The organism is Roseburia sp. OM03-7AC, from assembly GCF_003462625.1.
GTDB classification, from domain to species: domain Bacteria; phylum Bacillota; class Clostridia; order Lachnospirales; family Lachnospiraceae; genus Roseburia_C; species Roseburia_C amylophila.
Window position 1 is genome coordinate 172,299 of sequence record NZ_QTZJ01000002.1, and the last position, 21,489, is coordinate 193,787.

18 protein-coding genes are annotated in these 21,489 nt (G+C 40.4%); 13 read left to right on the forward strand and 5 right to left on the reverse strand.

What is annotated here, in order from left to right; all coding sequences use genetic code 11:
* Nucleotides 1–119 precede the first annotated feature (119 nt).
* The 4 genes from DXB39_RS07190 to DXB39_RS07210 all read left to right on the forward strand — a co-directional run bounded on the left by DXB39_RS07190 (nucleotide 120) and on the right by DXB39_RS07210 (nucleotide 3,022).
* Entirely contained in the window at nucleotides 120–368 is a 249-nt protein-coding gene (locus DXB39_RS07190) for a type II toxin-antitoxin system prevent-host-death family antitoxin (RefSeq protein WP_117841374.1), read from the forward strand.
* Between the two features lie 3 nt (nucleotides 369–371).
* A complete protein-coding gene (locus tag DXB39_RS07195) occupies nucleotides 372–701 on the forward strand; it encodes a type II toxin-antitoxin system RelE/ParE family toxin (protein ID WP_117841373.1) in 330 nt (109 codons plus the stop codon).
* 423 nt (nucleotides 702–1,124) lie between these two features.
* Nucleotides 1,125–1,820: a signal peptidase I gene (gene lepB / locus DXB39_RS07205; protein ID WP_117841371.1), complete on the forward strand. Its 696-nt coding sequence runs from the start codon at nucleotides 1,125–1,127 to the stop codon at nucleotides 1,818–1,820.
* Between the two features lie 35 nt (nucleotides 1,821–1,855).
* Nucleotides 1,856–3,022, forward strand: a complete 1,167-nt coding sequence (locus DXB39_RS07210; protein WP_117841370.1) for a cation diffusion facilitator family transporter — start codon at nucleotides 1,856–1,858, stop codon at nucleotides 3,020–3,022.
* A gap of 109 nt (nucleotides 3,023–3,131) precedes the next feature.
* On the opposite strand, the gene DXB39_RS07215 is transcribed toward DXB39_RS07210, so the two are convergent.
* Nucleotides 3,132–5,396: an LTA synthase family protein gene (locus tag DXB39_RS07215; protein ID WP_199535124.1), complete on the reverse strand. Its 2,265-nt coding sequence runs from the start codon at nucleotides 5,394–5,396 to the stop codon at nucleotides 3,132–3,134.
* 262 nt (nucleotides 5,397–5,658) lie between these two features.
* Here DXB39_RS07215 and DXB39_RS07220 point away from each other — a divergent pair, with 262 nt between their 5' ends.
* The 9 genes from DXB39_RS07220 to DXB39_RS07260 all read left to right on the forward strand — a co-directional run bounded on the left by DXB39_RS07220 (nucleotide 5,659) and on the right by DXB39_RS07260 (nucleotide 16,206).
* A complete protein-coding gene (locus DXB39_RS07220; protein ID WP_117698644.1) occupies nucleotides 5,659–6,384 on the forward strand; it encodes an ABC transporter ATP-binding protein in 726 nt (241 codons plus the stop codon).
* Between the two features lie 14 nt (nucleotides 6,385–6,398).
* The gene (locus tag DXB39_RS07225; RefSeq protein ID WP_117841369.1) at nucleotides 6,399–7,316 is read left to right on the forward strand and encodes a SufB/SufD family protein; all 918 of its coding nucleotides are present in this window, start codon (nucleotides 6,399–6,401) and stop codon (nucleotides 7,314–7,316) included.
* Nucleotides 7,317–7,545: 229 nt separating this feature from the next.
* On the forward strand, nucleotides 7,546–8,397 hold the full coding sequence (locus DXB39_RS07230; RefSeq protein ID WP_117841368.1) for an EamA family transporter: 852 nt from the start codon (nucleotides 7,546–7,548) through the stop codon (nucleotides 8,395–8,397).
* A 20-nt stretch (nucleotides 8,398–8,417) separates the two neighbouring features.
* Nucleotides 8,418–10,721, forward strand: a complete 2,304-nt coding sequence (locus DXB39_RS07235) for a glycoside hydrolase family 31 protein (RefSeq protein ID WP_117841367.1) — start codon at nucleotides 8,418–8,420, stop codon at nucleotides 10,719–10,721.
* A gap of 41 nt (nucleotides 10,722–10,762) precedes the next feature.
* Nucleotides 10,763–12,070 carry a patatin-like phospholipase family protein gene (locus tag DXB39_RS07240; protein ID WP_117841366.1) on the forward strand — a complete coding sequence of 436 codons (1,308 nt, stop codon included), beginning with the start codon at nucleotides 10,763–10,765 and terminating at the stop codon, nucleotides 12,068–12,070.
* Nucleotides 12,071–12,143: 73 nt separating this feature from the next.
* Entirely contained in the window at nucleotides 12,144–12,533 is a 390-nt protein-coding gene (locus DXB39_RS07245; RefSeq protein ID WP_117841365.1) for a hypothetical protein, read from the forward strand.
* 195 nt (nucleotides 12,534–12,728) lie between these two features.
* Nucleotides 12,729–15,263, forward strand: coding sequence for a hypothetical protein (locus DXB39_RS07250; protein ID WP_117841364.1), 2,535 nt, complete (start codon nucleotides 12,729–12,731; stop codon nucleotides 15,261–15,263).
* 185 nt (nucleotides 15,264–15,448) lie between these two features.
* Nucleotides 15,449–15,703 carry an HPr family phosphocarrier protein gene (locus tag DXB39_RS07255; protein ID WP_117698651.1) on the forward strand — a complete coding sequence of 85 codons (255 nt, stop codon included), beginning with the start codon at nucleotides 15,449–15,451 and terminating at the stop codon, nucleotides 15,701–15,703.
* Nucleotides 15,704–15,723: 20 nt separating this feature from the next.
* A complete protein-coding gene (locus DXB39_RS07260; RefSeq protein WP_117698652.1) occupies nucleotides 15,724–16,206 on the forward strand; it encodes a DUF6465 family protein in 483 nt (160 codons plus the stop codon).
* 63 nt (nucleotides 16,207–16,269) lie between these two features.
* Here DXB39_RS07260 and DXB39_RS07265 read toward each other — a convergent pair whose 3' ends face one another.
* The 4 genes from DXB39_RS07265 to murC all read right to left on the reverse strand — a co-directional run bounded on the left by DXB39_RS07265 (nucleotide 16,270) and on the right by murC (nucleotide 21,247).
* Nucleotides 16,270–17,457: a ribose-phosphate pyrophosphokinase gene (locus DXB39_RS07265; protein ID WP_022243630.1), complete on the reverse strand. Its 1,188-nt coding sequence runs from the start codon at nucleotides 17,455–17,457 to the stop codon at nucleotides 16,270–16,272.
* Between the two features lie 71 nt (nucleotides 17,458–17,528).
* Nucleotides 17,529–18,521 (reverse strand): ATP-binding protein, encoded by a 993-nt coding sequence (locus tag DXB39_RS07270; protein WP_117841363.1) that lies wholly within the window; start codon nucleotides 18,519–18,521, stop codon nucleotides 17,529–17,531.
* 34 nt (nucleotides 18,522–18,555) lie between these two features.
* Complete coding sequence (locus DXB39_RS07275; protein ID WP_117698653.1) at nucleotides 18,556–19,584, reverse strand: DnaD domain protein; 1,029 nt, start codon at nucleotides 19,582–19,584, stop codon at nucleotides 18,556–18,558.
* Nucleotides 19,585–19,867: 283 nt separating this feature from the next.
* The gene (murC, locus tag DXB39_RS07280) at nucleotides 19,868–21,247 is read right to left on the reverse strand and encodes a UDP-N-acetylmuramate--L-alanine ligase (RefSeq protein ID WP_117841362.1); all 1,380 of its coding nucleotides are present in this window, start codon (nucleotides 21,245–21,247) and stop codon (nucleotides 19,868–19,870) included.
* Between the last annotated feature and the right edge of the window lie 242 nt (nucleotides 21,248–21,489).

Genomic DNA, 21,489 nt, shown 5'->3' on the forward strand with positions numbered 1-21,489 from the left:
GCAAAGTGCTTGTAATATCTAAAATTAGAAGCTGTAAAATTCCACGTTGAATTTTACAGCTTTCTTGTGTATAATATATATAAATGAAGAAGCAATATCAAGGAAAGGAAGTTGATTTTATGCCGAATATATTACCTGTATCAGATTTAAGAAATTATAATGAAGTGTTGAAAAATTGCCAGGTTGGAGAACCCGTGTTTTTGACGAAAAATGGCAGAGGCAAGTTTGTGGTTATGGATATTGAGGACTATGAGCGTGAAAAGGCTGAAAAAAAGCTGTTGATGAAGCTGCAGGAAGCAGAAGAAGCAGTTAAGGATGAAAGTACCTGGATGAGTTTGGATGAACTGAAGAAATCTGTCGGTGTATAGCTTATGATGAAATTACGGATTAACCCTATTGTAGCAGAGGACTTGAAAAACATTAAAGAGTATATTGCAGAAGAGAATGAAGAAATGGCAGTAAAGACCATTCAGGAGATATATGCTCGAATTGAGAATATACAGCAATTTCCGTATATGGGATCTGATCTTGCTAAGAGGGTCAGCTTTCGGACGGATTATAAATATGTGATTTGCGGGAATTATGTTGTTTATACCAATATTGATTCATTAGTAGTGAGGAAGTCTTTAGTAAAATACGAAATAGTATTATGGAACGATTACCTTTTTTTGTTATTTACATACAGAACTTGCAGAATGTAAAAAATTATTTGATTTTCCACAAAAAATAGAAATGCTGTTTGTAGTTGATGTTGAGAAAATTAATGAAAATCTAAATAAATTACAAAGAGCAGACAACTTCTATCTGGACTTTCTGCTTAGAATTGCAGAGGGGATTGAAAATAAATTAGAAAATATAACAAATGACAAAGAAAAGTTGCTAAAAGAATATGAATTTTACAATTTGTATAGTTTGTTAATATATTGTGCAATGCATGAAGTTTTGTCGGAATCGTGATTCCCTAAAAAACAGAACTCTGATTTCCATACGCCGGACAGGTGATGGATTTCACCCCGGATTATTCATACAAAGCCATCCCGGCCTCTATTTTCAGTGGAATTTCTTCCCTGCTTGGAGTATAATAGAACGAACAACGGGAAGGAAAGAGACCGGAGGCAATTTAGATGCAGAAAAAAGAAAGAAATGAAGAATTAGAATATATAGATGAACTTGAGGATATCGAAGAACCGGAAGAGACAGAGGACAACCGGGAAGAATTAGAAGAACCAGAAGAGGAATATTCAGAAGGCGGCAGACGCAGGAAGAAAGGAAGAAAATCCGATACAAAGAATGCAGCTTCTGTGGCAGGGGAATTTCTAAGCTGGGTAATTACGATTGTAGCAGCGGTGCTGATTGCTATGTTTTTAAATCGTTTTGTGTTAATTAATGCAGAGATTCCATCCGGTTCCATGGAAAATACAATCATGACCGGAGATAAGCTGATTGGATTCCGATGGTCATATCTGTTTTCCGGACCGGAGCGGGGAGACATCATTATCTTTAAGTTTCCGGATGATGAGAGCCAGAACTATGTAAAACGTGTCATTGGCTGTCCGGGAGATACGGTAAAGATAGAAGATGGCAAAGTATATGTCAACGGAGAACTCTTAGAGGAGGATTATCTCAAAGAGACATGGACGGTAGCTACAGGACCGTATACCTTTGAAGTGCCGGAGGACAGCTATTTTGTAATGGGAGATAACCGGAATAACTCCTATGATGGAAGATACTGGACCAATACCTATGTGAAGAAAGATAAAATACTTGGAAAAGCGATTTTCCGATATTGGCCACTGAAGAATTTTAAAATATTGAATTAGTGCGGAATAAATAAGGAAGCAAAAGGAGAAGATTTATGATAACATTATTAGCCCGGATATTTATCCGGGAAGATGACAAGCCGGAGAAGGTACGGCTTGCCTACGGTATTTTATGCGGTATTGTAGGTATTTTGCTAAATGTATTATTATTTACAGGAAAATTTATTGCGGGAACCATCAGTAAATCCATTGCAATTACAGCGGACGCATTTAATAACCTGTCGGATGCCGGCTCATCCATTGTAACATTGCTGGGCTTTAAACTGGGAGCAGCAAAGCCGGATCCGGAGCATCCATTTGGACATGGAAGAATGGAATATGTTTCCGGTCTTGTGGTTGCTGCAGTTATTTTAATTATGGCAGTGGAACTGATACAGGATTCCATCAGAAAGATTCTTCATCCGGAAGCAACGGAATGCTCTGTATTAATTATCATGATTCTGCTGATATCGATTGCTGTAAAGCTGTATATGACCTTCTACAACAGGAGAGTCGCAAAGAAGATTAATTCAGCGGCTATGCGGGCAACGGCCATGGACAGCTTAAGCGACAGCATTACCACATCTGTGGTTTTAATTACCACATTGATTGCAGAATTTACATCAGTCAATATTGACGGCTACTGTGGTGTGGCGGTAGGACTGTTTATCTTATATGGTGGAATTAATGCAGCGAAGGAGACCTTAAATCCACTGCTGGGACAGCCACCGGAGGAAGAATTCGTAAAAGAGATAGAACATCTGGTGTTGGAAGAAAAAATGATTATCGGTATTCATGATTTAGTCGTACATGATTATGGACCGGGACGTCTGATGGTATCACTACATGCGGAAGTGCCGGCAGAAATGAATATCCTTGTAATACATGATATGATAGATAATGTAGAAATGAAATTGAAAAGGGAACTGAATTGTGAGGCTGTCATACATATGGACCCGGTGATTACCGGAAGCAAGGAACTGACCGGGATAAAAGAAAAGGTTACAGGTATTTTAAAGGATATTGATGAGGTCATTACCATGCATGATTTCCGTATGGTTCAGGGACCGACCCATACCAATCTTATCTTTGATGTAGTGATTCCATTTGGTTACCGTTCCAGTGATGAAGCAGTGTTGAAAGAACTGGAGCATCAGGTAAAAGAAAAGCTGGGTGAGCAGTATCATATCGTGGTCAACGTAGACAAAAATTATGTGAAATAAAAGAAATAACAAAACCCCGATGGGAGAAATCTGATAGAAGAATTCATCCCATCGGGACTTTCTGTTTACGCGAGAAACTCGCAAAGTGTGTTTCTCGTAGTTTATTCTTTTAATTCTGTGTCAGTGGAGTATTGACTGCATGCTCTACAGACTGGTCAGTTGCTGTACCGGCACCACTTAAAGACTGTTCAGAGGACTGCTCTGTGGATTTCTCAGTGGACTGGGTAGAACCTTCTGTATCAGTAGAAGGCTGTTCTGTTTCGGTAGCAGGCTCTTCCGTATGTTCTACATCCGGGTCCTCATAGAGGAACTCGTTGGAGCTTCGGAAGATGGTGCTGCTGGAACCTACAATGTTAGCAACAATCGTATCGCCGTCTTCAATGTCGTCAAGATTAATCTTTAACATGGTGCTTCCCAAGAAGGAAGTGGATACCTTCTCTCCGTTGACATAAATTTTCGTCCAAGGAGTAAATCCGGAGCCGTAAATACATAACTTATTGTCATCGGATTTCCATACACTGTTAATCGTTACATCATCAATACCCATAACCAGATCACTTGCTGGATATTTATCTGTTCCGTTGTAAGCATAACGTTTTCCGTAAAGAAGGTCATACTGTAAATTCTCTAAGTTCTCGTCGTAAGAAGCAGAACCCTTCTGGCTCTGGATGTAAGAGAACATGGTTCCTTTGTGGATGTCAAGCTGGTTGGTGATGTTTGCTAATAATTCATAAGCAGCACAGTCAGCATCCTGTTTTGGTAAATTAAAGTTGTTCCAGGTAACATATTTGGTTTTGAAAATGTCACCGGATACCATATCATCATCGGTCAGTCCCATGGTAGGAAGGTGGTCGCCGAAGAATACCACGATGGTCTTTTCATCCCGTTTGGAAAGCTCTTCGGTTAAGTTGCCGATGAATTTATCTACTTCGTGAATCATGTTAATGTAATATTCCCACCGATTGTTAGAAGCCTCATCTGCAGCACCGCTTACTGCAATTTCCGGATTTTCAAGAATCTTTTCAGTAGGATAATCACCATGTCCCTGTACGGTAATGGTATATACCAGATCTGACTGGTCAGGGGTAGAATCCATAGCCTTTAAGGTTTCACTGATTAAGATGTTATCGGTTGGCCAGGAACCAAGTGGTGTGTACTCCTGAATGTTCATACACTCTTTACTGGTGAAACTGTCAAATCCCATCAGGGAGAAGGCATTGGCACGGCTGTAGAAGTTACCACCGTTGTTATGTACAACATGTGTACCATAGCCGAGACTTCCAAGGTCGGAAGCAATACTTTCGCAACTGTCGATTTCTTTTAAAGTAGTCTTATATGGGTATTCGCCGGTACCAAAATACTGCATGCTCATACCGGTTAATACTTCAAATTCAGTATTGGCTGTTCCGGCACCTACAACAGGAACTTTTAAGTAACCGGAAGAATAGTTGTTTAATAAGTTGTGAAAATTTGGAACCGGATCTTCTGAAGTATGTAAGAACTTAACATCAGAGGGATCTACAAAGGATTCCAGTAAAACAACAATAATATTTGGCGCATCTTCGGCATCTTCGGTAGTTTCTTCCGGAACGGAAGCCCCTATTTTGGCAATACGCTCTTCGGAATAACTGTCCGGTTTACTCATACCACGGTCAACAACGCTGGATGAGAAGCCGTAGACAAAACCATAATTTTCATAGCCCTGTGCAATATTGGCAAAATAGGAAGCAACAATATTATTGGACTGGGCTGCCTTGGTAGTTACCGGTAACATCAGGAAGATAACAGCAACCATAAGCGGACTTACAATCCAGTTGATTTTGCCCTGATATTTTGGTCCTTTGATAAAAAGCCAGATACAGAAAAGCAGGAAAAGACCGACTACGATAATAACGGCGAGTGCTTCACCAAAGGTAAAGTATTTGGTGTTCTGCATGGCAAATAAGTCAGACAGACATTTCAAATCTGTAAAACCAAATGGAGTTACACGTTTGGAAAGAATAACACCATTGATGGTTCCAAGGAAAAGCCAGAAGCCGCTGATTAAGAGACGGGCAAGTGTTCTTCTTCGAATCAGATAGACCAGGGATAAACTTGCAAAAATAATAAATGAGTTATAAAGGTAAGCAATGGTGTGTCCTGCAATAAAGGAAAATGCAGAAAGCACATTTCGTCTGGAAATACATTCAATCACCAGAACGAGGAAACAGGACAGTAACAGATGGAATACCAAAGAGTATTTGTTCATAATCACAACTGCACGGTCAAGGTGTGGATGTGGTTTCTTCTCCCGGTTCTTAAAAGTATTTATTTTGTTTTTTAGTTTAAAAAATAAGTTCTTGCACTTACTTAAAAAAGAATGTTTTTCTCTCATAATAATGGTTCTCCTCCCAGTAGATTACACACTTTTTACATATAATTTACTTTTGACTGAATAAGGATATATCTATTTAAGAAAAAAAACAACGGTAAATCTCGATAAAAATTTATTAATATTTCATTAAAAAGAATCCAAAATGTATAATAGAAGGGAAAGAAGTTGGCAAAAAAGCCATTTTGTGCTATCCTTTTTTTATAAAAACCAGGTTCGCAGAGAGGCAGATAGGTGAATCTGATAGTAAGGTGAGGAAAGAGAAATGCTGGAATTAAAAGACATTAGTTTTCAGGTAAATGATGAAACAGCAGACAAGGAAATATTAAAAAATATCAATCTGAAGATAGAAGACCGGTTTGTGGCAATTACCGGACCAAACGGTGGAGGTAAATCCACACTGGCGAAGCTGATTGCCGGAATAGTGACACCAACTTCCGGACAGATTTTATTGGATGGAGAGGATATTACGGGATTATCCATTACTGAACGGGCAAGAAAGGGAATCAGCTTTGCGTTTCAGCAGCCGGTAAGATTTAAGGGATTGACCGTAAAGGATTTGATTACACTGGCATCGGGAAAAGATATTTCCATCAGTCAGGCATGTTCCTATCTTTCAGAAGTAGGACTTTGCGCAAAGGATTATATTGGCAGGGAGGTAAATGACAGCCTTTCCGGTGGGGAGCTAAAGCGTATTGAGATTGCAATGATAATTGCAAGAGGAACCAAATTATCCATATTTGATGAGCCGGAGGCAGGAATTGACCTTTGGAGTTTTAACAATCTGATTCAGGTATTTGAGAATATGTATCAGAAAATCAATGGCTCGATTCTGATTATTTCACATCAGGAGAGAATTTTAAACATTGCAGACCGGATTATTGTAATTGCAGATGGAGAAGTAAGCACAGCCGGAAGCCGGGAAGAAGTGCTTCCAAAGCTGTTAGGCAGCAGTGAAGCCTGCTCTACTTTGATGGAAAAATTAGTCTAGGAAAAGGTGAGAAAATGGACAGTATAGAAAAGAATCTTTTAGCAGAGATATCAGATTTACACAGCGTGCCGGAAGGCGCATATAATATCCGTAACAACGGAAAACTGGAGGCAAGAAATACAACTGCAAATATTGATATTGTAACTAAGAAGGACAAGCCGGGAATTGATATCTATGTAAAACCGGGAACAAAGAATGAGAGTATGCATATTCCGGTTATCTTAAGTGAAAGCGGCTTAAAGGACCTGGTGTATAATGATTTTTATATCGGGGAAGGTGCAGATGTGACAATCATTGCGGGATGCGGTATCCACAACTGCGGAGACCAGACATCACAGCATGATGGAATACACACCTTTTATATAGGAAAGAATGCAAAAGTAAGATATGTAGAAAAGCATTATGGTGAAGGGGATGGAAATGGAGCCAGAGTCTTAAATCCAACTACAGTGATCCACATGGAAGAAGGCGGATTCATGGATATGGACAGTGTTCAGATTAAAGGAGTAGACTCCACAATCCGTACAACCGAAGCAGACCTTAAAGAAGATGCGTCCCTTGTGATTCATGAACGTATTATGACTCATGGACAGCAGAAGGCAGAGACAGATTTTACGGTAGATTTAAATGGAGCACATTCCAGTGCAAATGTGGTATCGCGTTCGGTAGCAAAGGGAGATTCCCACCAGAAGTTTGTTTCTTATATTCGTGGTAATAATGCATGCAGCGGACATACAGAATGTGATGCCATCATCATGGACAATGGAAAGGTGGAGGCAATTCCGTCTCTTGCAGCGAATGATATCGATGCAGCATTGATTCATGAGGCAGCAATTGGAAAAATAGCAGGAGAACAGCTGATTAAGCTGATGACACTGGGACTGTCTGAAAAAGAGGCAGAGGAGCAGATTGTAAATGGATTTCTGAAATAGGATATGTATGGGGAATGAAGGGTGTAGGAAAGAACAGACAAGAGAAGAGAAATACCGAAAAAGGCGGAAGAATGGAATAAGATAATATTTGAAATATTATGACGGGTATGGATATTAAGTGAAGTGGCATCTGTATTTGAACGATGCAAAAGTGGGTGGTAAAAATAAAGTCTGCTGCAGTGCAGATTAAGACAGAATTTTCCCGGGATAATAGAAAAGAGGAATAAATATGTGGCTTGCATATGCATGTGGCTCTGCTTTTTTTGCAGGTATTACGGCAATATTGGCAAAAGTTGGAATTAAGAAAATAGACTCGAATCTTGCAACAGCAATCCGGACGATTGTAGTATTGATGTTTGCATGGATTATGGTACGGCTTACCGGATCTTATACTCCAATCGGAAGTATAGGAACGCGGACGTTAATTTATCTTACATTATCCGGAATAGCGACTGGGGCATCCTGGCTTTGCTATTTTCGGGCATTGCAGCTAGGAGATGTAAACAAAGTAACACCGATTGATAAATCCAGTACAATCCTGACAATGATTCTGGCAGTCATTTTCTTAAATGAAGGACTGAACGAGAAGAAAATTATTGCCATGGTATTAATTGGCGTTGGAACGATGCTCATGATTACCAGAAAGAAAAGCGGTGGCACAAAGAGCCGGGCATGGCTTATCTATGCACTGCTGTCTGCAGTGTTTGCCAGCCTGACATCCATCCTTGCCAAGGTGGGAATAGATGGTGTGAATTCCAATCTCGGAACGGCATATCGTACTGGAGTGGTACTTGTTATGGCATGGGTGGTAGTATTTGTAACAAAGAAACAGAAGCAGGTCCGGAGTATGACCTTCCGGGATGGAATGTTTCTGATTTTATCCGGAATAGCAACCGGAGCATCCTGGCTTTGTTATTACCGGGCGTTACAGCTGGGCGAAGCCAGTGTAGTGGTACCGATTGATAAACTAAGCATTGTAGTTACAATTGTATTTTCATCTGTGTTTTTAAATGAAAGACTACAGCCAAAGGCATTCTTTGGATTAATTATGATAGTGGGAGGTACATTGCTACTAATATAAGCAAAAGTGGAGGAAAAAGTATGCTGGGAAAAAGAAAATCTTATTATGTGGAGAGTGGAATCATTCATTTTGTATTTGAATATGGCATGGGAAGCTTAGAGGTTCTGACAGATAACATTGTAAATGTGTTTGTTCCGTTTGAAAGTGAGGAACATCGTTCAAAAGCCATCGAGGGAGAAAAGTCAAAACATATACATTTTGATGTGCAGGAAGGAATTGACTATCTTGAGGTTCGGACTACAAGATTAATCATACGCGTATATGATAATTTTATGGTGGATTTTTATGATGTGAATGGACAGCTTCTCTGTGCGGACTATCGTGGTGGAAGGGAATTTGCAACACAGATTAGTGAGAAATTTATCGAATTCTTAAAAGCAGAGGGACATGAGGTGCCGCAGGCGACAGATAAGAATTATCATGTGCAGGCTGTAAAACGCATGGAGGGAGACGAAGCCTTCTATGGCTTTGGTGATAAAGCAGGTGTATTAAATAAGAAGAATTACGATTATGAGATGTGGAATACAGATAATCCGGCGGCGCATACGGAAGCCTTTAAAGCATTGTATAAATCGATCCCGTTCTTTATAACATTGCGTAAAAGCTGCGTATACGGAATCTTTTTTGATAATACCTGTAAGACTTATTTTGATCTGGCAAAAGAAAATGCGGAATACTATTTCTTTGGCTCAGACCGTGGCAATCTGGATTACTATTTTATTGCCGGGTATAATATGCCGGAGGTAGTAGCTGGTTATACTTATCTGACCGGAAGAACACCGCTTCCGCAGCTTTATACATTAGGCTATCATCAGTCGCGCTGGGGATATGAGACTTCCGCAGAGATCCGCGCAATTGCGGATAAATACCGTGCATTAAAGATTCCGATTGATACGATTCATCTGGATATTGACTATATGGATGGCTACCGGGTCTTTACCTGGAATGAAAAGGACTTTGGCAGGCCTGGTGAAGTAATTGAGGATTTAAAGAAAAAAGGATTTAAAATTGTTACCATCATTGACCCGGGTGTCAAATTAGACCCAGGTTATGATATGTATGATGAAGGCATGAAACAGGGATATTTTGCCAAGACACCGGAAGGAGATACCTATGTAAATGCAGTATGGCCTGGAGATGCGGTATACCCTGATTTTGGAAATCCGAAGGTAAGACAGTGGTGGGGAGAGAAGCAGAAATATCTTGTGGACTTAGGAGTCCGCGGTGTATGGAATGATATGAATGAGCCGGCAAGTTTCCGTGGAGAACTGCCGGAAGATGTGGTATTTACGGACGAAGACAGACCATGTGACCATGGCCAGATGCATAATGTCTATGGGCATCTGATGGCAAAGGCTACCTATGAAGGCTTGAAGAAGCAGGACGGCAGAAGACCATTTGTAATCACCCGTGCCTGTTACAGTGGTTCCCAAAAGTATACCACAGCATGGACAGGGGATAATCAGAGCCTGTGGGAGCACCTGCGGATGGCAATTCCGCAGATGTGCAATCTGGGATTATCCGGTATGGTATTTATCGGAACAGATGTAGGCGGATTCGGTGCAGATGTGACGCCGGAGCTGTTGTCAAGATGGGTACAGGTCGGCTGTTTTTCACCGTTGTTCCGGAATCATTCTTCCAAGGGTTCTACCAGACAGGAGCCGTGGCTTTTCGGAGAAGAGACATTAAATATTAACCGGAAATATATTGAACTTCGCTATAAATTACTGCCATACCTTTATGATTTATTCCATGAGACGGAGCAGAATGGTATGCCGGTAATCCGTCCACTGGTATTGCATTATGAGAAGGATAAAGAAACCTGGAATCTCAATGGAGAATTCCTGTTTGGAGAGCATATGCTGGTAGCCCCTGTAGTAGAGCAGGGAATGACGAAGAAGCTTTTGTATCTGCCGGAGGGAATCTGGTATGACTATGATACAAGGGAAAAATATACCGGAAAGCAGTATATTGTAAAAGATGCACCTCTTGATGTATGTCCGGTTTTTGTAAAAGCAGGAAGCATTATCCCATGTTTTGAACCGATGCAGTATGTGGGAGAGATTGAACTGGATACCCTGATTCTTGATGTATATCCGGGAGAAGGCCGTTATGTGCATTATCAGGATGACGGAGAAGATTTTACATATCAGGATGGTGTATATAATGAATATGAGATGACCATCACAAAGGATGAGACATTAACAGTCCGGATGCTGCATAAAGGTTATGAAAAAGTATATAAGAAATTTGTGATATGTTACAAAGGACGTAAAAATGAGTTCGCATTCAATGGAGAGAAACTGACAGTCTGGCTTTCTTAAAAGAAAGGCAGAAGCCGGGAGATAACCGGAGGAGGACTTATATGAAACGTGGAATTGCATTAAGTGGAGGCGGTACGAAAGGCTCTTATGAACTGGGAGTCTGGAAAGCATTAAATGAATTTGGTATCGATTATCAGATTGTAACCGGAACATCCATAGGTTCCATTAACGGAGCCTTAATGGCAACGGGAGATTATGACAGGGCTTATGAACTATGGAGCACCATAACCATGGAAGATATGATGGAGGATGGAATCAATCTGACGGATACCATAGAGGGCATGTATGACCAGAGAGAGGCAATTGGTCCATTCCTGAAAAAATATGTCAAGAATAAAGGTGCAGATATTTCACCTTTTACTGCTTTTATTGAAACACTGATAGAAGAGGACAAGATTCGGAAATCAAAGACAGACTTTGGATTGGTTACGGTGGAATTTCCGTCTTTAAAGCCCTGCGAACTGACAAAGCGTGACATTCCGGAAGGACTCATGAAAGATTATATTCTGGCATCTTCTGCAATCTTTCCATTATTTCCGATGCATAAAATCGGAGAGACAGCGTATCTGGATGGATGTTATTATGATAATCTTCCGATTGACCTTGCCATCCGAATGGGAGCACAGCAGATTATTGCTGTTGATTTACATACATCACCGGCACACGATGCCTATGCAAAGCGGCCGTATGTAACTTATATCAAGCCAAGCCGCTCCCTTGGAACCATGATGAATTTTGACCATGCTCTTTTAATGGCAAATGCCAGAATGGGATACCAGGATACCATGAAGGTTTATGGAAAATATTATGGCTATGTATATACCTTTGAAAAGGAATCCATGGAGAAATATCGCAGGGCAATGGAACGCTTTCTGTACCGGATGACAGAACTGGATTTACTGGTCAGGGATGAAATGCCGGTAAAACGTTTTGCTAAGAAAAGTGAATTTAATAAAGTACATATACTTCTGACAGAACGAAGTGAAAAGGAGAAAATGTCACCGAGGGAATATTTTCTCGCGGCAGCAGAAATCTGCGGAGAGGTATTTGATGCAGATGCAGCAATTGAATATTCCATGGAACATTTTGTGGAAACACTTCATAAGAAGTTAGCAGATGCAGAGTTAAGACAGGTGACAGAATGTATCGTTGCACATAAATTAAGGGAGCCGGCAGGACTGATTGCAGAAGTTAAAAACTTTGGAAAAGAAATGCTGGTAGCTGCGGCTGCATATTATGCTGTAAAACAGGATACACTGACGTCAAAAGAAATTCTGAAACTGCATGCTATGTTCCCAAAGGAACTGACAGCGGTATTATTTCTGATGTCGTTGGAAACAAACAGATAACAGTATTTTCACCGTCAACAAATAGTCTCTGCTGCATATATTATACTGATGAGAATCAGGAGAGAAGGAAACATTGGATTATAATCAGGATATTTTCTTTAGGATGCAACAGCAGCAGATGCCGGGCAAACAGCCCTTTTACATGACAAATCCAATCCAGAATCTTTACATGACGGAGTTAGAATATCAGAGGGATTTAGACCGCATGAAAGAGATGTATCCGCTGGAGATAAGAAAAGTACAGGAGCTGGTGGAAGAAGAATGCGATAAGATGGAATATGAGGGAAGTCTCATGTTTGACGAGTATCCGGACCGGCTGATGCTACGGCAGATTTGTAAGAGAATCCGTGATAAGGCGGGACTTGGGGAAAGCCGGGAAGACATGGATGCTCCGGAAATTCTTCTGTTTCATGAGATGTTTCACCGCAGATGCCGTTACAGACGCTGCCGCAGATGCTGGTAGCGGATAATAAAATAGAGGTTGAGCTTTTGCAAAAAAGGAATTACAATATAGCTGTCGTTTTTTGATGGCTATATTGTTTGTTTACGTGAGTAGCGAGAAAAATCGCATGCCTGCATGCAGATTTGACGAGCACCGCGATAACTTGAGAAACTCGCAAAGCGTGTTTTTCGTAGTTTAGGAAGATGAGGAATACAGATGAATAAAGGAATGATTCGGGCACTGGTGTTAGCAGGTGTGTTTCTGGTATCAACCGTAGTGTTTAGTTTTTTGACAAATAAAACAAATCCCGATATGACAACAGAACTGGAGGAGGCAACGCTGCCGACTGTCCAGCTTTATTATAAAGAGCAGAAAATCAATGAACTCTACGGGTATGTAGATGAAATGAATGCAGTTTACATGAGGGACAGCATTACGCCGATTGATACGGACAGGCTGCTTCCAATCCGCGTTCAGAATGGAAGCTATGCAGTGGATGAACTTTCCTATGAGATCCGGAGTATGGATACTAAGCGTCTTATTGCAGATGCGAAGGTAGATAGTTATTCCCAGAAGAATGGAGTGATTACAGCAGACCTTCCGATTCAGAATCTTCTGGATTCCAATGCAGAATATCTGTTGATTATACATTTACTGCATGGGGATGATACTTTAAATTATTATACAAGGATTATTGAACCGCAGGATTGTTATGTGAAGGAAAGCATTGATTTTGCAAAAGATTTCCATGAAAAAACATTTCAGGAGGATGGAAGCGGCTCTCTGGCAACTTATATGGAACCGGATTCTTCCGCGGATAATACCACACTTGCCAATGTCAGTATTCATTCCACACTGCGACAGGTAACATGGGATAAATTCAATGGGACCGTTCTGACGGACCCATCGGTAAGCATCAAAGAAATCAATAATTCCTATAATGTAATTCTATTGGATTATGTAGTGACGGCAACCGGAGATAATGGGGAACTGGAATATTATAATGTAGAAGAATATTACCGTGTCCGTTATACCAATGACCGGATGTATCTATTGAATTTTGAGAGAACCATGGATGAAATTTTCCGGGCAGAGAATGATGATTTTTATGAGAATTATTTACAGCTTGGAATATGTTCGTCCGATGTGGAATATAAGAGTAATGAGACAGGAAGTATTCTCTGTTTTGTAAAAGAAGGAGAACTCTGGTGTTACAATGCGACAGAAAAAAAGCTTTCCCAGGTGTTCAGCTTCCGTGGTTATGAGGGGATTGATTCCAGGGAAAATCATAAGGAACATGATATCCGGATTATTAAGGTGGATGAAACAGGAAGTGCTGATTTTGTTGTATATGGTTATATGAACAGGGGAAACCACGAAGGTCAGGTGGGCGTAGGTGTTTATCATTATGACAGCGTGGCAAATACAGTAGAAGAGGAACTGTTTATACCATCCACCCACTCTTACGAAGTGCTGAAATCAGAACTGGGACAGCTGATGTATGAAAATGAAAGTGGAATGTTCTACATTATGATGGGTGGGACACTGTATGAGATTAATCTTGCTACTACCAAAGAAAAGGAAGTAGTCAGCGGATTTGAAACAGGAAATTATGCGGTATCAGAGAATAACCAGTTTGTTGCTTATATTGCAGATGGCAACAGTGACAGCGGTTCGAAAATTACTGTTCTGAATCTGGAGAATTCGAAAAGCTTTGAAGTGGCAGCGGCAGCAGGAACGTATATCCGGCCACTGGCATTTATGGAAGATGATTTTATCTATGGAGAGGCAGATGACAGTGATGTGTATACAGATTCTGCCGGAAATGTACAGTTCCCGATGAATCATATTTATATTGTAGATACGGATGATGAAGAACACGGAGTGTTAAAAGATTATCATAAGGATGGATATTATGTAGCGTCTGTAGAAGTTGTGGATTATACTATTTATCTGAACCGGGAACAATATAACGGTATGGCTTATGTTCCGGCAGAACAGGATACGATTATGAATCGTGAGGGAGATTCTGCAGAAGTAGTCAGCATTCACAGTACGGTAACGGAACGAAAACAGACGCAGCTGCAGCTGCAATTATTACAGGAAGAAGAGATAAGCTCGGATCGTCTGCTGACTCCGAAGCGGATTGTATTGGAGTCACCGAGAAATGTGAATCTGAAAGAGCCGGAAGAGACAGATTATTATTATGCTTATTCTGCCGGAAGAGTAGTGCTGGCAACGGATAATGCGGCAAAAGCCATTGCAGTGGCAAATGATAATGTGGGCGTTGTGGTAGGAAGCAGACAGCAGTATATCTGGAAGAGGGCAAGAAAATCTTCCCAGTCACCACTGACGATTACAATAGGTGATGCAGACGCATCCGGAACAACGATAGCAAAAGCAATCAATGGTATGCTTTCGATGCAGGGATTAAATGTTGGTGTAGGAGAATTGATGACATCCGGAAATACACCAAAACAAATTTTAAAGGATACCCTGCAGGACTCTGTAGTCATTGATTTGACCGGAAGCGATCTGGATGCAGTGTTATATTATGTCAATCTGGGAACACCGGTATTTGCCATGAACAGTGGAAGCGAAGCTGTATTGATTACAGGCTATGATAACGCAGGAGTCTATATTTATAATCCGGCAACCGGTGCAACAGAGAAGATGTCAATGACGGATGCACAGAATTTATTTGATACAGCAGGTAATGTATATTTTGCTTATATGAAAATGGCAGAATAGGGATGCAGGCAGAGACAGGCGTGAAAAAGACGCAAAAAACGTATAAAATTGCCTAAAAAAAGCCGAAGTTTTTTGGCAGTTTCGGTATTAGTGCTGTATTTTCACAAAGTCTATTGCAAAATCTGTTCGTGTAGGATATATTAACTTTTGTACGAATTGTACTACTTAGAAGCGAGGAAGATAACATGAGTAGAAAAGAAGTTACAGTTTCAAACGTTTCAAAAAAACACGATAATCCAATTGCAGAGTTGGTTCAGGTTGCCTGCCAGTTTGACAGCAATATTACTCTGGAAAGTGATAACCGTAAAATTAATGCCAAGAGCATCATGGGAATTATGGCATTTAATCCGTCCAAAGGAATGACGGTTAACATTGTTGCAGAGGGAAATGATGAAGAAGAAGCCCTATTAGCAATGGAGAAGTTTTTAGTGTGTGATTAATTTTCAGGGAGGGAATTATAATGCAGAAGAGACCAGTTGAAAAAGCAGCCGAAGTAAAGGCAGCAGTAAAAGCTACAGAGACAAAGGCAGTAGTTAAGGCAGAAGAGGTTAAGGCAGAAGCAAAAGAAGTTGTAGCGAAGAAAGCAGAAACCGTAGTAAAGAAAGCGGAAGAGACAGTTAAGAAGGCAGAGGAGACAGCAAAGAAAGCAGAGACAACTGTAAAAGCAGCAGCAAAGACTACCGCAAAGAAAGCAACCAAGAAAGCAGCGGCTAAGAAAACTACTAAGGTAGAGAAGAAAGAACTTGTACCGGAAGTATTTGTTCAGTTTGATGGTAATGAAGATGTTGTTGCAAACGTGATTGAGAGAGCAAAAGAAGCTTTCACAGCAGACGGACACAGAGCATCCAGCATCAAGTCTTTAAAGGTTTATTTAAAACCGGAAGAATATGCAGCATACTATGTTATAAACGATACATATGCAGGCAAGGTTAACTTATTCTAGTTTTATTTTGCCCATGATATTAAAATGGCTTCGGAATTCCGAAGCCATTTTTGCTGTTGTTATTTATTTCTTTTTCTGATTAGCTTTATATTTCTTTATAAGCTTCTGGATACGCTCGTTTGGATCTAAGAGCTCGCTGATAGAAGCATCATGATTCAATGTATCAATAATATAAGCAATATATTTGCTCATGTCACAGTTGATATAATATGGACGGCTTAAAAGCTCCGGAGTCTGATAAGTCAGGTTGGTGGTAACTACACGGTAGATAGTTCCATCTTCTACAGCTTTATCGAATTTTTCCAGACCATTGGTGAAAAGTCCGAAGGTTGCAACGACAAAGATTCTGTTTGCTTTTCTCTTCTTTAGTTCGGTTGCAACGTCAATCATGCTTTCTCCGGAAGAAATCATATCATCGATAATCAGAACATCTTTTCCTTCTACGGAAGAACCTAAAAATTCATGTGCGACAATAGGGTTACGTCCGTCAACAATTCTGCTGTAATCACGACGTTTGTAGAACATACCCATATCCAGACCAAGTACACTGGAAAGATAAATTGCACGTCCGGTACCACCCTCATCCGGGCTGATAATCATCATGTGGTCAGAATCAATCTGTAAGTCAGGAACGTTTTTGCAGATACCTTTGATAAACTGGTATGCAGGCTGAACAGTTTCAAAACCACCCTTTAAAGGAATTGCATTCTGGACACGAGGGTCATGTGCATCAAATGTAATAATGTTGTCAACGCCCATGGCAACCAGTTCCTGTAAAGCCAGTGCACAGTCTAAAGATTCCCTGGTGCTTCTTCTATGCTGGCGGCTTTCATAAAGGAATGGGATGATAACAGTAATTCTTCTTGCCTTGCCGCCAATTGCAGCAATAATTCTCTTTAAATCCTGATAATGATCGTCTGGGGACATATGGTTTGTCTGACCGCACAGAGAATAAGTAAGGCTGTAGTTGGTGACATCAACCATAAGATAAAGGTCATAACCACGAACAGTTTCTTTGATCATTCCCTTTGCCTCGCCTGAACCAAAACGAGGGGTAACTGCTTCAATGATATAAGAATCACGTTTGTAGCCCATAAAAGCTGCATCATTCTGGTGCTGATGCTGTCTTTCGTCTCTCCATTTGACAAGGTATTTGTCAACTTTTTCTCCTAATTCCTGGCAGCTCTGTAATGGAATAATTCCAAGAGAACCAGTAGGAAGGGTTTCTAAGTTTCTTTCACTGTTTGACATGAATAGGTTCCTCCATAGAAATAATTTATCTTATATAGTTCAATAGATATAGCATCTAATTGAATGCGTAATTAATGCAGCTTTTTCTTAAGACGGATATCGTCCCCAAAAAGCTTGATCATCGTATAGCTGCTGAAGATGCGGGAGCAGATACGCTCGGAATATACATCAGCAAGCTGGTCGATACTTAAATTCGTAGAAATCAATGTTGATTTCTGACGCAGCATACGTTCGTTCAGACACAGGAAAAGCCGGGATGCCGTAAAGGAGTTGGCAAGTTCGGTTCCAAGGTCATCAATGATTAAAAGATCACAGTCGAAGATATTCTGCCCGGCAGCAGAAGCTGCAGCGTCCTTCTGGAAAGTGTCCTTTTCAAATATATCAAATAATTGGAAGGCTGTAAAATAAATAACGGAATGTCCTTTATCTAAAAGCTCTTTGGCAACGCAGTTTGAAAGAAAAGTCTTACCGACACCGGTTGCTCCATAGAAAAAGAGATTTTCAAAAGAGGTATCGAAATGCTCAATAAAGGACTTACAGTCTGCAACAGCTTTTTTTGCAGTATCATAAGCAGATAATCCGGTTGTGGGATTTATCTGCTCTTTGGAATAGTATGCATAAGAGAAATTCGAAAAATTCTCTTTGGCTAAAATATCTTTTACATTAGACTGCGTATAGACTAAATCAATGGCAGCCTGTACAAAACAATGACAGCGTTCATTCCCAATATAACCGGTATCCTTACAGTCCTTACAGGTGTAAACCGGTTCCAGATAATCAGCCGGATAACCCAGAGAAGCAATCAGATTCTGTTTCTCCCTGCGAAGAGCAGCAAGCTGTTCTTTTAATGAAGAGAGAACAGAGGAATCTTCTGCTCCATCATCAGATAAAAGCTGTTTTGCACTTGCTACTGAGATGGAAGAAATCTCGTTGTCTATTTCTGTAAGGCGCGGACATTTTCCGTAGACTTCCTGAATGCGTTCATCCAGAAGATGCTGATTGTGAAACTGTCTGGCATTATATTGCCGGATTAAAGTATCGTATTGTGAATTATTAAGAGACATGAAATGCTCCTTTAGTATTCCTGAAAAAAGTGTCTTAATTATTTAAGAGCTGTTTTTCAAGCTGTTCAAAATTATAGGTACGCTGTGAAAAATTGTTAAACCGGTTGGCGGCAGTCTTGTTTACGGTGACATTGCGGGAAGAAGATGCCTTGCTTTTTTTGTAAGCAGTGTCTAATATAGCAATATCCTCTAAATGGTGGATATTGCATTTATGCCAGTTCTCTAAGATGGTATCGGCATACTGGAAGCTTGGCTGATTTGTCGCCTGCAGTGTCCGTTTGCATGCCTCGGAAATGATATCCAGTGTAAATCCAAACTGGCTGGTCCATTTATCTACCAGTTCAAGTTCGTATTCAGCCAGTTTTCTGCCGCTGATTCCAAATGCCTTCATGACACCATAATGTGTCTGCTTATAGGCACTGGAAGAACGTCTGGCATCCTCCGCAGTACGGATAGAAGAAGCAGACCAGGAAAGGGCAATCTTGTCCATATAGCGGATGCTCTTATGACCGTTGTCCACACAGGATTCTACCAGATATTCAATCAGGTCTGTGGAGAATTTCAATTCATCTGACCAGTAAAGAATGGTTTCATAATCCTTGATGGACAAAGGATGTCCGATATAGCGTTCAATAATGAATAATAAATCACTGGAAGCCTCATCGTTCTGGAAAGACAGAATCTGGTCTTTCGTATAGGATGGACGGATATCTACAGAAGATACTTCCGTAGGCTTTTCCACATGTTCAGAATCCTGCGTAACCGCAGAAACAGGCTCACACAGGCAGATGCCGGTAAGCTGTTCGCCGGAATTATATTCTAACTGGAGTAAGTGTTTCTTCTCCCAGTATTTTAAGGCACGTTTAATATCCTTTTCTGTATGGTCAAATTTATCAGCCATCTTAGAAATGGAAAAATTCTCAGCTGCGTTGATGCAGCGGAGTAAATATAAATAAATTTTTACAAATTCTCCATTGGCATCTGCCATATACTCATCAATAAAGGTATTGGATACGCAGGTAACCGTGGATTTGCTTTTCGTATGTAATGTTATGTCTGTCATAAGAACTCCCTCTTTCACCGACCACATTATAGCATATGAATCTAAAATTGAGAAGTCTTATTTTAACCAAAAATCCAGTAAAATCAAGGGTTTCCACATTTGCACAGAATTGTGAATAATGTGGATAACTTTCTTTTGAAAGTGCATTATGGTAACTGAAATGGGAGCAGTTTGGCGGTTAATACAGATAGAATGGCGATTTTCAAAAATACATTATGTAAACAAAAAAATCCACATCCATAATTCACAAAAATGTGAATTACGATGTGGATAATGTGGATAACTACTGCTGAAGCAGGTGTTCTCCTATAAGATACACGTCTCCGGCCCCCATAGTTATCAACAAATCATTGTTTATGCATTTTTCCGATAAAAATTTTTCAATCTCATCAAAAGACGGGAAGTAATAACTTTCCTGACCGTTTTTCTGAAGCTCTGCCAAAAGGTCTTTGGAAGAAATTCCGATCGTATTTTTCTCTCTGGCTGCATAGATGTCTGCAAGGACTACAATATCTGCCATGGAAAGTACCCGGGCAAAATCACTTAAGAATGCCTTGGTTCTGGAATAAGTGTGTGGCTGGAAAACGCAGATAATCCGTCCGTGTGGATAATTCCGGGCTGCGGTTAATGTAGCAGCTACTTCAGTCGGATGATGGGCATAATCATCGATAACGGTGATACCGTTCTTTGTTCCTTTGTATTCAAAACGACGTTTGGTGCCGCCAAACTGAAGCAGTCCCTTTTTGATAACATCCAAAGGAAGACCGAGATTTAAGCAAAGCGCAATGGCAGCCAGTGAATTGGAGACATTATGCTTGCCTGGAACACTTAAGGAAACGGTTCCTAAGTCTTCGGTTTTGTGCATCAGAGTATATGTGCCGCAGGCATGGTCATTATAAGTAATATTTTTAGCATAAAAGTCATCGTTTTCGCATAAACCATAAGTAGTGACGCTACAGGACAAATTGTTGGTAATCTGATCTAAAGCTGCAATCTGGCCGTTGATGATTAATACACCATCATGTGCAGTATTTCCGGCAAATTCATGGAAAGAACGGCGGATATCATCGATATCTTTGAAGAAGTCGAGATGCTCAGCTTCCACACTGGTGATGATACTGTATTTCGGATGAAAATGCAGGAAACTGTTGGTATATTCGCAGGCCTCGGTAATGAATACTTCTGAACCACCTACGCGGATATTTCCACCGATTGCTTCTAAGATACCACCAACACTGATTGTAGGGTCAGCCTTTGCAACAAGAAGAATCTGTGAAATCATGGATGTGGTAGTGGTTTTTCCATGGGTACCGGCAACTGCAATGGATTTCTCATAGTTATCCATAATCTGTCCAAGCAGTTCTGCACGGGAAAGCATTGGAATACCGGCATCTACGGCTGCTTTAAATTCCTCATTGTCCTCGCGGATGGCAGCAGTATAGACAACCAGTGCAGGACGGATGGATAAGTTAGATGCTTTCTGGCCAATGTAAATGGCTGCGCCTTTTTTTGCAAGGCTGTCGGTAAGCGCAGACTGCTTTGCATCAGAACCGGAAATGGTAAAACCTTCTTCCAGCAAGATTTCTGCAAGACCACTCATACTGATACCGCCAATACCGATAAAATGTACATGAATAGGTTCTTCAAAATTTAATGAATACATAATTCTTTACCTGCCTGACTTATAATTTCGTTTCTTGAGAAAAGATTTCTTCCTAATATTATAACCATATGCAGGGAATTTGCAAATCTATTTTGTCTGTCAGGAAAAAAGAATGCAAAATAATGGAGGTGATTTTGTAAAAATGACAAGAAATGTTTGAAAATTGTCTAAAATGACTAAAATTTGCGAAAAAAGATAAAATAATTATACAAAATGCTGTACAACATATGGGCAGTGTGTTA